The sequence below is a fragment of the Brevundimonas fontaquae genome, from assembly GCF_017086445.1.
GTDB classification, from domain to species: Bacteria; Pseudomonadota; Alphaproteobacteria; order Caulobacterales; family Caulobacteraceae; genus Brevundimonas; species Brevundimonas fontaquae.
Genome location: NZ_CP070968.1, coordinates 2,624,115 through 2,637,814 on the forward strand (window position 1 = coordinate 2,624,115; position 13,700 = coordinate 2,637,814).

The following is a 13,700-nucleotide window of genomic DNA, read 5'->3' on the forward strand; positions in this document are numbered from 1 at the left end:
GTTACGCCGCAGTCTTTCAAAAGCGACGCACAACCTGATCCGCATCCGATCCTCGGGTCGAGCCCGAGGATGACGACGGTGAGCTAAGCGGCGGCCTTGCGCCGGTCCGCCCAGGCGATCAGCTCCTTGCGGGGCCAGATCATCAGCCATGACCGGGCAGTGTATTCCCCGCTGTCGATCAGCGCCTTGCGCGACGCCGACGCCGTCGCCGCCCGTTCGGTGTGGATCTCGCCCGGTCCTTGGTGGACCATGAAGGCGCCGCCCTTCAGCGGGTTGAGCCGCAGGTGCGCAAGTCGAGGGCTGATCTCGGTCAGGGGCGGGTCGTAGAACCAGCTGGAGCCGATCATGCCGGCCAGTTCGGGCCGCGCGCGGCACAGTTCCGCCGCTGTCGCCCAGGCCTCGTTCCAGCCATCCTCGTTGAAGCCGCGCAGCCAGCGGCTCTCGGTGTGAACCTCCAGCCAAGGCTCGCGCTTGGCGCCCGCCGCCAGATAGCGGAACAGTGGTTTGAGGCCCCAGCCGTCGCGGACGTGTTTGACGATCTGCCCCGGTCCGACCGGCGACGACAGGTCTATGACCTGACTCTTGGCGCCCGGCACGCTGAGCGCCAGGGTGAAGCGCACGTCCTTGGACCAGTGATCGAAAACGTAGTCGCCCTCGGCCTTGTCCAGAAACCCCGCCAACTGTTCGATCCAGTAGGGATAGAGGGCCATGACCTCGGCCGGCAGGCTCATCGCCGCCGCACGGTCGGGCAGTTGCAGCGCCCAGGCGGCGACCAGGCCCCGACGCACATCGTCCGATGCATCAGCGCCCAACAGCGCGTCCACCGCCTTGGCCGGCATTTCGAAGTCCCAATGCGGCGCGGCCTCGGCGGCCTTTTGCGCGGCCGGGATTGCGGCGGCGTCCACGCGCGCGCGGTCGTCGGGGGACAACCGCGCCAGCACGGCATGGAAGGCGGCGACGTCGGGGGTCAGGTGCATATCCATGATCGCACCATGACACGGCGCGGTTGGCGAACCTTTAAAGCGCGCCGAACGGGTGACGCCGGCCTTGCCCCGCGCTAAACCGCGCCCAGATAAACAGGAGTCCCCATGAGCATCGAAGCCCGCATCGCCGAACTCGGCCTCACCCTGCCGGAACCCGCCAAGCCGGTGGCCAGCTATGTCTCCTATGTCCAATCGGGCGACCAGGTCACCATCTCGGGCCAGCTGTCGAACGACGCGAACGGCGGGATCAAGGGCACGGTCGGCGTGGACGTGACGCCGGAGCAGGCGTTGGAAGCCGCGCGCCTGTGCGGTCTGAACCTGATCGCCCAGATCAAGGCCGCCTGCGATGGCGATCTGGACCGGGTGGTCCGCATCGTGAAGCTGGGCGGCTTCGTTCAGGCCGGTCCCGACTTCACCGCCATTCCCGCCGTCATCAACGGCTGCTCGGACATGATGGTCGAGGTGTTCGGCGACGCAGGCAAGCACGCCCGCTCGGCCGTCGGCGTGTACAAGCTGCCGCTCGGCTTCGCCGTCGAGATCGATGCGATCGTGGAGATCCGCTGATCTTTCAGATCTCGGTTCACGAAGGGATCGCCGACATCGGCCGAGAGGCCTGGGACGCGTGCGCGCTGCCCACCGGCGATCCCTTTGTCTCCTATGATTTTCTGCACGCGTGCGAGGCCTCGGGCAGCGCAGCGCCGCGCCAGGGCTGGGCCCCACGCCACCTGGCTCTGAGGGGTGAAGACAACGCGGTATTGGGCGTCATACCCCTCTATCTGAAGGGCAACAGCCAGGGCGAATATGTCTTCGACCACAGCTGGGCCGACGCTTACGAACGGGCCGGCGGCCGGTATTATCCCAAGCTGCTGGGCGCCGTGCCCTTTACGCCCGCGACCGGGCCGCGCTTCCTGAACCATCCCGAGACCGACGCCGCGACGGTGCGTCAGGCCCTGATCCAGGGGGCGGTGACCTTGGTCGAACGGCTGGGCGTCTCCTCTCTGCACGTCAACTTCCCGACCGAGCCGGAATGGTCGGCCATGATCGAGGCGGACCTGCTGCCGCGCCAGGACATCCAGTTCATCTGGCGCAATAACGGCTACCGGACCTTCGACGATTTCCTGGCCGCCCTGTCGGCCAACCGCCGCAAAACCATCAAGCGCGAGCGCCGCGACGCCCAGGCCGATCTGGATATCCGCGTCCTGACCGGCGCCGACATCACCGAAGCCCACTGGGACGCCTTTTTCGCCTTCTACATGGACACAGGCTCGCGCAAATGGGGTCGGCCCTATCTGACGCGCGACTTCTTCAGCCGCGTCGGGGCCACCTTGGCCGACCGGATCGCCCTGGTCATGGCGTTTCGGGATGAGACGCCCATCGCCGGCGCCCTGAATTTCATCGGCCGCGACGCGCTTTACGGACGTCAGTGGGGCACGCTCGAAGACGTGCCCTTCCTGCACTTCGAGCTTTGCTACTATCAGGCTATCGAATTCGCCATTTCGCGTGGCCTGTCCCGCGTCGAAGCCGGGGCCCAAGGCGACCACAAGATCGCGCGCGGCTACCTGCCCTCCCCCGTCTATTCCGCCCATTTCATCGCCGACCCCGCCCTGCGCGATCCCGTCGCCCGCTATCTTGACGGCGAACGCCCGGCTGTCGCAGCGCAGATGCGGGCGATGACGGAAGACCTGTCGCCCTACAAGCAGGTATGAAAGTCAGCTTATCCAACTGGTTTCGCAACGGTACTTACGCCAGCCGCCGAATGTTCGTGAGTAAAAGCAGGTCTGGCCGCCGCCGCCCAGCATCATCCACTCTTGACCGACCGACAGCGCCGCCATCGTTTTGAAAAGCGAATAGGTCGGAGGCTCGACCGAAAACCACGGACGAAATTCACCAATCGGATCACTCTGATGACGGCCCGGCTCAGGCAGGCCTAGCGCTCGCCAATCGCATTTCGCTCCCGTCTCAAGGCGCATTCCTCCCGCGACGCCCTCTGGAGAAAACTCCTTCAACGCCTGCGCCATCAATGCGCAGTCTGCTGGCGTGACGGCCTGCGCTGTCACTATTGGAACAGCGAAAGCCCCCCATAGCGAACCGAGCATGGCCACACCCGCCAGCCCTGCCGCCATGGGTTTCACCCACTTGTCGGACGTGTCGAGCCTGCCACGTAACAGCAGATCAAAGGCCACCCACGCGACGGTCGTCACTATTCCGAAACCGGTCATCCAGGGATAGATTGAAGCTCGATTATCGAAGCTCAGGCGAACCATCAGTTCTGCAAGAACAAAAGTACAGATCATAAATACAGATGCTGCTGACGAATAGGCGGCGAGCCGGCTACGCGATTTTTTTGAAAGCCAATCGTAGGTGAGATCCGCGGCTAGTAGGCAGATCGCGAATAACGCCACGAAGATACCGACGCTTGCGAAATGAAAACCTTGAAAGTGAATGCAAAAAGCCACGACCAGCACACACAACGCCGCAGCACCTACTAGCAGCGCTCTTAAAATACCCAACATCATGATGCCCTCCACTGCCTAGTTCGCCAGCGACTTGAGACACTAAAAAGGCCCGGCTGCTGCCAGCCGGGCCTTTCGCCATCACCTTTTTGAGGATCAGGCCGTCTCTTCTTCCTCGGCCTTCGCGGGCGCGCTGGCGCTCGTGATGTCGAAGTCGATCTTGCCGTCCTTCAGCTGGACCCTGACGTGTCCGCCGCGCGTCAGGCGGCCGAACAGGATGTCGTCGGCCAGCGGCTTCTTGATCGAGTCCTGGATGACCCGCGCCAGCGGACGCGCGCCATACAGTTCGTCGAAGCCGTTCTTGGCCAGCCAGTCGGCGGCTTCGTCTGTCAGTTCGATGGTGATGTTGCGGTCCGCCAGCTGGGCTTCCAGCTGAAGAATGAACTTAGTCACCACCGAGCGGATCGTGTCGGCCTGCAACGGCTTGAAGGCCACGATGGCGTCCAGGCGATTGCGGAACTCCGGCGCGAACAGGCGCTGGATGGCCTTGTCATCCTCGCCCTCGACCTTGCCCCGGCCGAAGCCGATGGAGGCGCGGGCGTTGTCAGCGGCGCCGGCATTGGTGGTCATGATCAGGATGACGTTCCTGAAATCGACCTTTTTGCCGACCGCATCGGTCAGCATGCCGTTGTCCATCACCTGCAGCAGGATGTTGTAGACATCCGGGTGCGCCTTCTCGATCTCGTCCAGCAGCACGACGGCGTGCGGGTGCTGATCGACGGCGTCGGTCAGAAGCCCGCCCTGGTCATGGCCGACGTAGCCGGGAGGCGCGCCGATCAGACGGCTGACCGTGTGGCGCTCCATATATTCCGACATGTCGAAGCGCTGCATCTCGATGCCCAGGGTGGCGGCGAGCTGCTTGGCGACTTCGGTCTTGCCGACGCCAGTCGGGCCGCTGAACAGGAAGCTGCCGATCGGCTTGTTCGGATCGCGCAGACCCGCCCGCGCCAGCTTCATGGCCGCCGACACCTGTTCGATGGCCTGTTCCTGACCGAACACGGCGCGCTTCAGGTCGGTTTCCAGTTCCCGCAGGCTTTCGGTGTCGGACTTGGACACCGACTTGGCCGGTATGCGGGCCATCTTGGCGATGACAGCTTCGACCTCCTTCTGACCGATGACCTTCTTCCTCTTGGATTCGGTCAGCAGCATCTGCGACGCCCCGGCCTCGTCGATCACGTCGATCGCCTTGTCCGGCAGCTTGCGGTCGGTCATGTAGCGCGCAGACAGTTCCACCGCCGTGCGCACGGCGCTGTCGGTGTAGCGGACCTTGTGGTGCTGCTCGTAGTAGGTCTTCAGGCCCTTCAGGATCTTCACCGTATCCTCGACCGTCGGCTCGTTGACGTCGATCTTCTGGAAGCGACGCACCAGGGCGCGGTCCTTCTCGAAGTGCTGGCGATATTCCTTGTAGGTCGTTGATCCCATGCAGCGCAGCGTGCCGGACGCCAGGGCCGGTTTCAGCAGATTCGACGCATCCATCGCCCCGCCCGAAGTCGCGCCCGCGCCGATCACCGTGTGGATCTCGTCGATGAAGAGCACGGCGTTGTCGTGGTTCTCCAGTTCCTTGACCACCTGCTTCAGGCGTTCCTCGAAGTCGCCGCGATAGCGAGTGCCAGCCAGCAAGGCGCCCATATCGAGCGAATAGATGGTGGCGTCTTTCAGGACGTCGGGGACTTCACCGTTGACGATCTTGCGGGCCAGACCTTCGGCGATGGCGGTCTTGCCGACGCCGGGGTCGCCCACCAGAAGCGGGTTGTTCTTGGTCCGACGGCACAGGATCTGGATCGAGCGATCCACCTCGGCCTGCCGACCGATCAGGGGATCGACCTTGCCCTGGCGCGACTTCTCGTTGAGGTCGACGCAATAGGCTTCCAGCGCCTCGCCGCCCTGTTTGACGGCGGAAGCATCTTCGGCCTCTTCGGGCGAAGCGCCCTTGGCCGGACGGGCCTCGTTGGCGCCCGCCTTTTTGGCGATGCCGTGGGCGATGAAGTTGACCGCATCGTAGCGCGTCATGTCCTGCTCTTGCAGGAAATAGGCGGCGTGGCTCTCGCGCTCGGAGAAGATGGCGACCAGCACGTTGGCGCCGGACACTTCCTCGCGGCCGGACGACTGGACGTGGATCACAGCGCGCTGGATCACGCGCTGGAAGCCGGCGGTCGGCTTGGCGTCCTCGCCGTCGCTGGTGGCCAGGGCGGCCAGGTCGTTGTCGACATAGAGAGTCAGCGCCGCTTTCAACGCCGACAGATCGACGTTGCAGGCCTGCATGACGCCGGTCGCATCGGGATCGTCGATCAGCGCGAGCAGCAGGTGCTCAAGCGTCGCATACTCGTGCCTGCGCGCATTGGCGTATCCCACCGCGCGGTGCAGGGTTTCTTCGAGAGGACGGGAAAATGAAGGCATAGGGAGGCTCCTCTCAGTCCTTTTCCATCGTGCATTGCAAAGGGTGCTGGTGGCGGCGCGCCGTCTCGATGACCTGCGCGACCTTGGTCTCGGCGACCTCGTAGGTGAAGACGCCGCAGACGCCGACGCCATGCTGATGCACATGCAGCATGATGCGGGTGGCCTCTTCCCGGCTCTTCTGGAAGAACCGCTCCAGCACATAGACGACGAATTCCATCGGCGAATAATCGTCGTTCAGAATCAGCACTCGATACAGCGAGGGCTTTTGCAGCTTCGGCTTTGTTTCGGTGACGACGGCGGTTCCTTGACCGCCGCCGGTCTCACCGGGCCTTTGTATGGGCATTCGTGTTCCGTAATCGGGGAGTCGTCTAGGCTCTCAGATAGGGAATGATGGCCTGAATTGAAGCGGCGTCCAGTCACGGCTTTCGTGAAGGGCGTCTGACAAAGATTTCACGTGATCACAGGCGGTCAACGGCTCAGGTTGAGCGCCTCAGTTGAACAGCCCCCGATCGCCATGCCCGCCGCCCTCGTCGCCGCCCTTTCGCTCGCCGCCTTCGCCCAGCCCACGCCGCTGGAAACCGCCGTCTTGGCGGCGGACGTAAAACTGTTCGCTGTCTTTTTCGAAGGCTGCGATCCGGCCGGACTTCGGGCCATGCTGACCGATGATTTCGAGTTTTTCGACGACCGCGGAGGGCGTGTGGCGACCGACGCCGACAGCTTCGTGGCGCAATACGCCTCGCGTTGTCAGGACCGCAGCGCGCCCGACGCCTGGCGGACCCGACGCGAGGCTCTGCGGGACGGTCTGGCCGTCTATCCCATCAACAACTACGGCGCGGTCGAAACGGGCGAGCACGTCTTCTACGAACGCCAGGGCGACGGACCCGAGACCCGCGTAGGACGCGCCCGCTTCACGCAGATGTGGAAACAGGAGGGGGCCGAGTGGAAGCTGGCGCGGGTCTTCAGCTACGACCATTCCGCCCTGCCCTGACAGCAAAAAGGCCCCGGAGCGAACTCCGGGGCCTTCTCGATTCTTCAGGCGGTTCGCGGGATTAGCGAGCGGCCTGGAAGGTTTCGACCGAGGCGGTGACGCGCTCGTTGATCGGCTTGATGCTGTCCTTGACCGTGGCGGTGACGATCTCGTTCGTCTTGGTCAGCTCGGCGACATAGCGTTCCATCGACTTCTTGGCCCAGGCGGTCTGGAGCTCGAAGAACTCCTGCACCGAACGGGCGGTGGACAGTTCCTTGGAGGCGGCGACGCCGTCTTCCCACGAGGACTTGGCGAAGCCGAGCGCCTGTTGCGACAGGGCCTCGGCGCCCTTCTGAGCGACGGTGACCGACTCGACCATGGCTTCCAGGGTCTTCTTGCTGTGCGCGTTCAGCTCGGCCATCGAGGCCGTCGACTTGTCGATGCCTTCACGGAAGGCCTGCGTGCCAGCCGCCTGCATGGTTTCGGCTTGCGCCTTGACCTTGGCGGCGGCCGAAGTTGCGGCGGCGGTGGCTTGGTCGGCGGTTTTCTTCACGGTTTCAGCGGCGTCGGCCATGATCGTCTCTCCGGTAGAAGGCCCTTGGGGACGGACCTGAGGGCGGAAATAATGATGCGAGAGGATCTCGCAGACCCACAATATGCTGCAAGTGCGAAGGTTTTTCAAGCGTTTTGTGCAATGCACAATATGATCGACGATAACCTTGATCGGCCGGTCAAATTTGCGTTGACGCGCGGTTAACCATCACGAAACCCGCGCTTCCTATGCTAGCTGTTTGTTCGTGACGGCCGGGGGGCCTGTCGCACCCTGCTCACCGAGGGGTTGTCCCGCCCATGATCGCTTTTCTCCGCCGTGGCCTGTTCGCCGTCCTCGCGCTTTCGCTGGTTCTGGGCGCGAACGTCAGGCCGATCGAGGCCCAGACCGCCTACTCGGCCCAGGAGAACAGCCGCTACGCCGCCATCGTGATCGACGCCGCCACTGGCGAGGTCCTGTTCGCGCGCAACGCCGACAGCCGCCGCTATCCAGCGTCGCTGACCAAGATGATGACGCTGTATCTGACGTTCGAGGCGCTGTCTCAGGGCAAGGCCAACGTGAACGATGTGCTGACGATCTCGCCGCGCGCCGCGTCCCAGCCGCCGTCAAAACTGGGCCTGGCCGCCGGTCAGACCATCACCCTGGACAACGCCATGCGCGCCACCGCCGTGCGGTCCGCAAACGACATGGCCCTGGCCATCGGCGAGCACATCGGCGGATCGGAAGCCCGCTTTACCAACATGATGACGCAAAAGGCCGCGCAGCTCGGCATGACCCAGACGCGCTACTACACCGCAAACGGCCTGCCGGACGCACGTCAGGTGACCTCCGCACGCGACCAGGCCATTCTGGCGCGCGCGATCATGCGCGACTTCCCTCAGTACTACAGTTATTTCGGCCTTCACGACTGGGCCTACAACGGCCGCAACTATCGCAACACCAACGGCCTGCTGCCGACCGGGCGCGGCTATGACGGGATGAAGACCGGCTACACCAACGCCTCGGGCTACAACCTCGCCGCCTCGGCCGTGCGTGACGGACGACGCCTGATCACCGTCGTTCTGGGCGGCCGCTCGACTGCCAGTCGCAACGCCCACGTCGCCGAACTGATGGACACCGGCTTCGAGGTCGAGCGCCGCCGCGCCCAGGGTGAGCGGATCCAGGTGGCCCAGACCTTCTTCGAGCAGCGTGGTTTCGGCGTTGGGTCGGCGATCGCAGACGCCCCGATCGCCTATGCTTCGGTCAATGACGACGAGGACGGCGCCGGCGCGGAATCCACCGCCGTCGCCTATACGGCAGCGCCCGCGCCCGCCACCCTGCCAACGCGTGTCGCCCCAGCCCCGTCGGAGCGCGCGACCAGCCAGCGTGCCGCCGCAGCTCTGCCGCCCATCGGTCAGGCGCCGCCCGCTTCCGCCGCTCCCCGTGCGCCTCGCAATGTCACCGCTTCGCTGAACGGCGCCCCAGCCAATGCCGCTGTCGCGCCATCCACCACGCCCCGTCGCTCGACGTCGTCCGCAACGCGTGAACCGGCCCGCACCGCGCCTCGCACGCCGGCCGGTCGCTGGGCGGTGCAGGTCGGGGCCTTCCGCGAAGAGAAGGTGGCGACCGACTGGCTGACCGAAGTCAACCGCCGCTTCCGCGATCAGTTCGCCACCGCCGAACGCAATGTCCAGACCGTCGGCGACTGGTATCGCTCGCGCTTTGTCGGCTTGACCGAAACCGGGGCAAAGTCCGCCTGCGAGGCGCTGGCCGCGCGTCGCGTGACCTGCATGGTCATCGGCCCCGACTGAGACCAAAGCCGCGAGAACAAATGTTCTTGCTTTGTTCTTGCTGATGTCGCATCGTCCTTCCCATGGAAACCGCCAAGGGAAGAGGCGCGCGTTCGAATGCCAGCGGCCGCTACGAGCCTGAGCAGCATCAGTCGTTCGATGACGGCTGGACGCAAGACGACGCCGAGGCCGCGCCGCTGCGCACAACCCTCACCCCTGAACACGCCCGCACCATCATCGCCCGGAACGACAGTCCGGACATCGGCTTCGACCGCTCCATCAACCCGTACAAAGGTTGCGAACATGGCTGCATCTACTGCTACGCCCGTCCGTCCCATGCCTGGATGGGCCTATCCCCGGGCTTGGATTTCGAGAGCCGGATCTTCTTCAAGCCCCAGGCCGCAAGTCTGCTGGAACAGGCGTTCCTCGCACCCCGATACCGATGCAAGCGCATCCACATAGGCGGCAATACAGACCCCTATCAGCCGGTCGAACGTGATCTGAAGTCGACGCGCTCGATCCTGAAGGTCATGCAAAGATTCAGGCATCCGTTCAGCATCATCACCAAGTCGGTGTTGATCGCGCGCGACGCGGACATTCTGGGGCCGATGGGCAAGGCGGGGCTGGCCTCGGCCTTCGTTTCCATCACCACCCTGGACCGTGGGCTGGCGCGGGCGATGGAGCCGCGCGCCTCGACCCCCGCCAAGCGGCTGGAGGCGATCAGCCGCCTAGCCGACGCCGGTTGTCCGGTGGGGGTCGGTTTCGCCCCCGTCATTCCCGGTCTGAACGACCACGAACTGGAAGCGATTCTGGAGGCCGCTGCCAAGGCCGGCGCCACGCGTGCCATGTATGTCACCCTGCGTCTGCCGCTTGAGATCAAGGATCTGTTTCGGGAATGGCTGGCCGACGCCCGCCCGGATCGCGCCGCGCGCGTCATGTCCCTGATCCGCCAGACACGTGGGGGCAAGGATTATGACGCCGACTGGTCCCAGCGCATGAAGGGGACCGGCCCTGTCGCCGAACTGATCGGAACGCGGTTCAAGGCCGCCGTCAAACGCTACGGTCTCGACACGCCGCACCGCTTGCTGGACGAAACCCAGTTCCGCGTGCCGGCAGATGCCCGGCCGCAGTTGGAGTTGTTCGGCTAGTCGTCCGCCGCCGATGAATCGATGGCGCGCGTGACCAGATCGCGCCAGGTCGGATCGGTGTCATCGACCAGATCGACGTCCTCCATCAGGGCCACCGCGCCTTCCCCGTCCGGCAAGATCAGACCCAGGATTTCCATCTCCTCGCCATCGGCGCCGAGATGGCTTTCGGCCTGGACGGCCACCGCCGCCTGTTCGCCGTCCTCTTCCCACCAGATGACCGGCTGGGGCAGGTCCATGACGATGGGAAGCGGATCGTCGGTTTCGCCCAAGGCGAACACCGCACGTCTCGCTTGAACGTCGTCTAGCGTCGCCACGGCGCCCGTGAACGGCTTCAGCCGCGTCCAGTCGTCGGCGTCGAAACCGCCGCCGTCCTCCTCGCTCGTGTCGTCCAAGGTCATCGTTTGAAAACCCCCACCAGTTCGACGTGCGAGGACCACAGGAACTGATCCACCGGCGTCACCGTCTCCAGGCGGAAACCGGCGTCGATCAGAACCCGGGCGTCGCGCGCAAAGGTCTGAGGATTGCATGACACGCCCACAACGACGCCGGCCTTGGTGTCCGCGATCTGAGCCGTCTGGTCGATCGCGCCGGCCCGCGGCGGGTCGAACACGATGCCGTCGCATCCCTTCAGGTCATAAGGATTCATCGGCCGACGAAACAGATCGCGCGCCTCGGCCGTGATGGCCTTCATCCCTTTGGCCGAACCGACGGCGGCCTTCAGCGCATCGATGCCCGGCTTGGACGCGTCCGCTGCGATCACCGGCGCGACCGTGGCCAGCGGGAAGGTGAAGGTCCCCGCGCCGCAGAACAGATCGGCGATCTTCTTGGCGCCCTTCACTGCCGTCAGCGCGCGAGAGACCATCGCCGCCTCGGCCTGAGGGACGGCCTGCAGGAAGCCGCCCGCCGGCAGGGCCACGGTGGCTGGGCCAAACGCCACCTTGGGCTGGCGCGCCATCACCAGGGTGTCGCCCGCCAGGCTGAGGCGCGCCAGATCGGCCCGGTGCGCGGCCTGAATGGCCTGCATCTGGGCGTCTGCCGACAGGCCCCCGCCCGAACGCCTTTCGACCCCGGTCACATCGACGTCCAGCCCCGACAGGGTCCAGGTGACGTGCAGGGTCGGGGCCGATTTCGGATGCTCGAAAAAAGCGGCGGCGACCTGGGTCAGCGCCGGAATGGCCGCTACGATCCGGGGATCGGCGACCGGACAGGTCTTCACCTCGACCAGCCGCCAGGAGCGGCGTGCCTTGAAACCCAGCACCACCCGTCCATCCTGGGTGCGACGGGCATGAAGAGCCAGGCGGCGACGGCTGGCCGGCGGGGTCGCCACCGTCGCCTCGATCTCGGTCTCGATCCGCTCGCGCGCCAAGGCCAGACGCACCTGTTCTCGTTTCCATTCCAGATACGGCCCCTCGGACCAATGCTGAAGCGAGCAGCCGCCACAGTCGCCATACTGGGGCGAGACCGGTGCGATGCGGTCAGGGCTGGGCGTGATGATCTCGACCTCTTCCAGCCGACCGTCCACGACGACGCCGCGCACCGTTTCGCCGGGCAAGGTCAGGCCGGCGAACACCGGGCCGGACGGCGTCTGGGCGACGCCGTCGCCCTGGCCGCCGACGCGGTCGATGGTGAAGATGTCCATCGGCGGGCTTCTAGCCGGGCGTCCCCTTTCGCTCAAGCCACGGGGCCGTAGCGAGGACCGGATGAACATGAACGAAGATGAACGAACCGATCAATCGCCGTTCAGCTTCGCCGTCATAAATCTTGGTGCAACGAGACACGAGGCTTTGCCGTTAACGTTTGACGGAAACCGTTCGGTCCTCAGAGGGTTGGAAAATGCGTCTCACGAAAACATCGATCGCCGCCGTCGCCGCTCTGGCGTTCGGCGTCACGGCCGCCCCGCTTACGGCGTCGGCACAAAACTATTACGGCAGCGGCTATAGCCAGAACTACGGCACCGGCGCCTACAGCCGTTCCTACGATTACAACAGCGGCCGCTACTACGACCCTTGCGCGCGTGAGCGCCAAGGTCGTACCGGCGCCGGCGCGGTGATCGGCGGCGGCGCGGGTGCCGTCATCGGCTCGCAACTGGCCGCACGCGGCCGTCGCACCGAAGGCAGCATCCTGGGCGGCGTGCTCGGCGCTGTCGTCGGGTCGCAGGTCGGTCGGTCCAGCTCGGACGCCTGCCGCAGCTATCAGAGCAGCTATGGCTCGAACGGCTATTACGCTCAGGGCTACAGCCAACCGAGCTACGGCTATTACGACGATCGTTACACCGGCGACCAAGGCTATCGCTACGACGACTATGATCGTCGCGATGACTATGCCTACAGCCGTGGCGGCTATTACGATGACCGCTCACGCCCGGTCGAATCCTATCAGAATTCAGACGGATGCCGTCTGGCCGAAAGCCAGATCCGTCTGCCGGATGGTCGCACGGACACCCGCTACGTCCGCACCTGCCCCGACCAGTACGGCCGCTATCGCGTCGTCGATTAATTTTCAGCCCCCCTGTCGATCGACGACGTGACGGAGCCGCCGGAGGACCAATCCTCCGGCGGTTTCTCTTTGCTTGGGGTCTACCGGCCTTTGGCCTGCTTGAGCCCTAGGTGTATCGCCCCGAGATTTGTGGGTTGTCAGCCAGGCTTCTTCGCCCAGAGCAGAAACTCGACATTGCCGTCGCCGCCGGTGATCGGGCTTTCGGTTGTCGCCTGCACCGCCCAGCCCAGCGCTTCCAGCCAGTCGCGTACGCGCTCCACGGCGGCCGCATGCGCCGTCGCATCCTTGATCACGCCCTTCTTGCCGCCGCCCGGGCCATCGGCCTCGAACTGCGGCTTGACCAGGGTGACCAGATCCGCGCCAGGCGTCGCCAGATCCAGCGCGACCGGAAGCACTTTGATCAGGCTGATGAAGCTGGCGTCGCAGACCACCAGCGAAGGCGGCTGCGGGATCATTTCGGGAGTCAGGTCGCGCGCATCGGTGCGCTCCAGATTGACCACGCGGGGATCGGACAACACCCGTGCGTGCATCTGGCCGAAGCCGACGTCGACGGCGAACACCTTGGCCGCGCCGCGGGTCAGCAAAACCTCGGTAAAGCCGCCGGTCGATGCCCCGACATCCAGCGCCACCCTGCCCTCCACGAGGACTGGCCACAGGGTCAGGGCGTGGTCCAGCTTCAGCGCGCCACGCCCGACCCAAGGGTGGGCGGGTTGGGCCTCCAGCGCGATGTCGTCCGCGAACTGTTCGGACGCCTTCCCCACGATCACGCCGTCGGCCAAAACCAGCCCCGCCTCGATCGCGGCGCGCGCCTGCGAGCGGCTGTCGAACAGGCCGCGTGCGACCAGAAGCTGATCAATCCGCGTCTTCACGGCCTTGC

General features: G+C 65.0%; 14 protein-coding genes. 6 read left to right on the forward strand and 8 right to left on the reverse strand.

What is annotated here, in order from left to right; all coding sequences use genetic code 11:
- Nucleotides 1-83: 83 nt before the first annotated feature.
- Nucleotides 84-977, reverse strand: a complete 894-nt coding sequence (locus JX001_RS12825; RefSeq protein WP_241004642.1) for a hypothetical protein — start codon at nt 975-977, stop codon at nt 84-86.
- Nucleotides 978-1,088: 111 nt separating this feature from the next.
- Here JX001_RS12825 and JX001_RS12830 point away from each other — a divergent pair, with 111 nt between their 5' ends.
- Nucleotides 1,089-1,547 carry a RidA family protein gene (locus JX001_RS12830; protein WP_205681300.1) on the forward strand — a complete coding sequence of 153 codons (459 nt, stop codon included), beginning with the start codon at nt 1,089-1,091 and terminating at the stop codon, nt 1,545-1,547.
- Nucleotides 1,544-2,689: a GNAT family N-acetyltransferase gene (locus tag JX001_RS12835; RefSeq protein ID WP_205683189.1), complete on the forward strand. Its 1,146-nt coding sequence runs from the start codon at nt 1,544-1,546 to the stop codon at nt 2,687-2,689. Before JX001_RS12830 ends, JX001_RS12835 begins: the two co-directional genes overlap by 4 nt.
- Before the next feature lie 3 nt (nt 2,690-2,692).
- Here the strand turns inward: JX001_RS12835 and JX001_RS12840 are convergent, their stop codons facing one another.
- From JX001_RS12840 to clpS, 3 genes are all read right to left on the reverse strand, one after another.
- On the reverse strand, nt 2,693-3,499 hold the full coding sequence (locus JX001_RS12840; protein WP_205681301.1) for a hypothetical protein: 807 nt from the start codon (nt 3,497-3,499) through the stop codon (nt 2,693-2,695).
- Between the two features lie 93 nt (nt 3,500-3,592).
- Entirely contained in the window at nt 3,593-5,893 is a 2,301-nt protein-coding gene (clpA, locus tag JX001_RS12845) for an ATP-dependent Clp protease ATP-binding subunit ClpA (protein ID WP_026108343.1), read from the reverse strand.
- A gap of 13 nt (nt 5,894-5,906) precedes the next feature.
- Nucleotides 5,907-6,236 (reverse strand): ATP-dependent Clp protease adapter ClpS, encoded by a 330-nt coding sequence (gene clpS, locus JX001_RS12850; RefSeq protein WP_017504641.1) that lies wholly within the window; start codon nt 6,234-6,236, stop codon nt 5,907-5,909.
- Nucleotides 6,237-6,407: 171 nt separating this feature from the next.
- Here clpS and JX001_RS12855 point away from each other — a divergent pair, with 171 nt between their 5' ends.
- On the forward strand, nt 6,408-6,881 hold the full coding sequence (locus JX001_RS12855; RefSeq protein ID WP_205681302.1) for a nuclear transport factor 2 family protein: 474 nt from the start codon (nt 6,408-6,410) through the stop codon (nt 6,879-6,881).
- A gap of 61 nt (nt 6,882-6,942) precedes the next feature.
- Here the strand turns inward: JX001_RS12855 and JX001_RS12860 are convergent, their stop codons facing one another.
- Nucleotides 6,943-7,434 carry a phasin family protein gene (locus tag JX001_RS12860; RefSeq protein WP_082465129.1) on the reverse strand — a complete coding sequence of 164 codons (492 nt, stop codon included), beginning with the start codon at nt 7,432-7,434 and terminating at the stop codon, nt 6,943-6,945.
- Between the two features lie 275 nt (nt 7,435-7,709).
- Between JX001_RS12860 and JX001_RS12865 the strand changes: the two genes are divergently transcribed.
- Together JX001_RS12865 and JX001_RS12870 are read left to right on the forward strand one after the other, a co-directional pair.
- Entirely contained in the window at nt 7,710-9,200 is a 1,491-nt protein-coding gene (locus JX001_RS12865) for a D-alanyl-D-alanine carboxypeptidase family protein (RefSeq protein WP_205681303.1), read from the forward strand.
- A 62-nt stretch (nt 9,201-9,262) separates the two neighbouring features.
- Nucleotides 9,263-10,327: a PA0069 family radical SAM protein gene (locus JX001_RS12870; protein ID WP_205681304.1), complete on the forward strand. Its 1,065-nt coding sequence runs from the start codon at nt 9,263-9,265 to the stop codon at nt 10,325-10,327.
- Here JX001_RS12870 and JX001_RS12875 read toward each other — a convergent pair.
- Both JX001_RS12875 and JX001_RS12880 read right to left on the reverse strand, forming a co-directional pair.
- Nucleotides 10,324-10,719, reverse strand: a complete 396-nt coding sequence (locus JX001_RS12875) for a hypothetical protein (RefSeq protein WP_241004643.1) — start codon at nt 10,717-10,719, stop codon at nt 10,324-10,326. The genes JX001_RS12870 and JX001_RS12875 overlap by 4 nt on opposite strands.
- Nucleotides 10,720-10,721: 2 nt before the next feature.
- Nucleotides 10,722-11,966, reverse strand: a complete 1,245-nt coding sequence (locus tag JX001_RS12880; RefSeq protein WP_205681306.1) for a class I SAM-dependent RNA methyltransferase — start codon at nt 11,964-11,966, stop codon at nt 10,722-10,724.
- Between the two features lie 194 nt (nt 11,967-12,160).
- Here JX001_RS12880 and JX001_RS12885 point away from each other — a divergent pair, with 194 nt between their 5' ends.
- Nucleotides 12,161-12,823 carry a YMGG-like glycine zipper-containing protein gene (locus JX001_RS12885; RefSeq protein WP_205681307.1) on the forward strand — a complete coding sequence of 221 codons (663 nt, stop codon included), beginning with the start codon at nt 12,161-12,163 and terminating at the stop codon, nt 12,821-12,823.
- A gap of 137 nt (nt 12,824-12,960) precedes the next feature.
- Here JX001_RS12885 and JX001_RS12890 read toward each other — a convergent pair whose 3' ends face one another.
- Nucleotides 12,961-13,692 carry a TlyA family RNA methyltransferase gene (locus tag JX001_RS12890; RefSeq protein WP_205681308.1) on the reverse strand — a complete coding sequence of 244 codons (732 nt, stop codon included), beginning with the start codon at nt 13,690-13,692 and terminating at the stop codon, nt 12,961-12,963.
- Nucleotides 13,693-13,700: the final 8 nt, after the last annotated feature.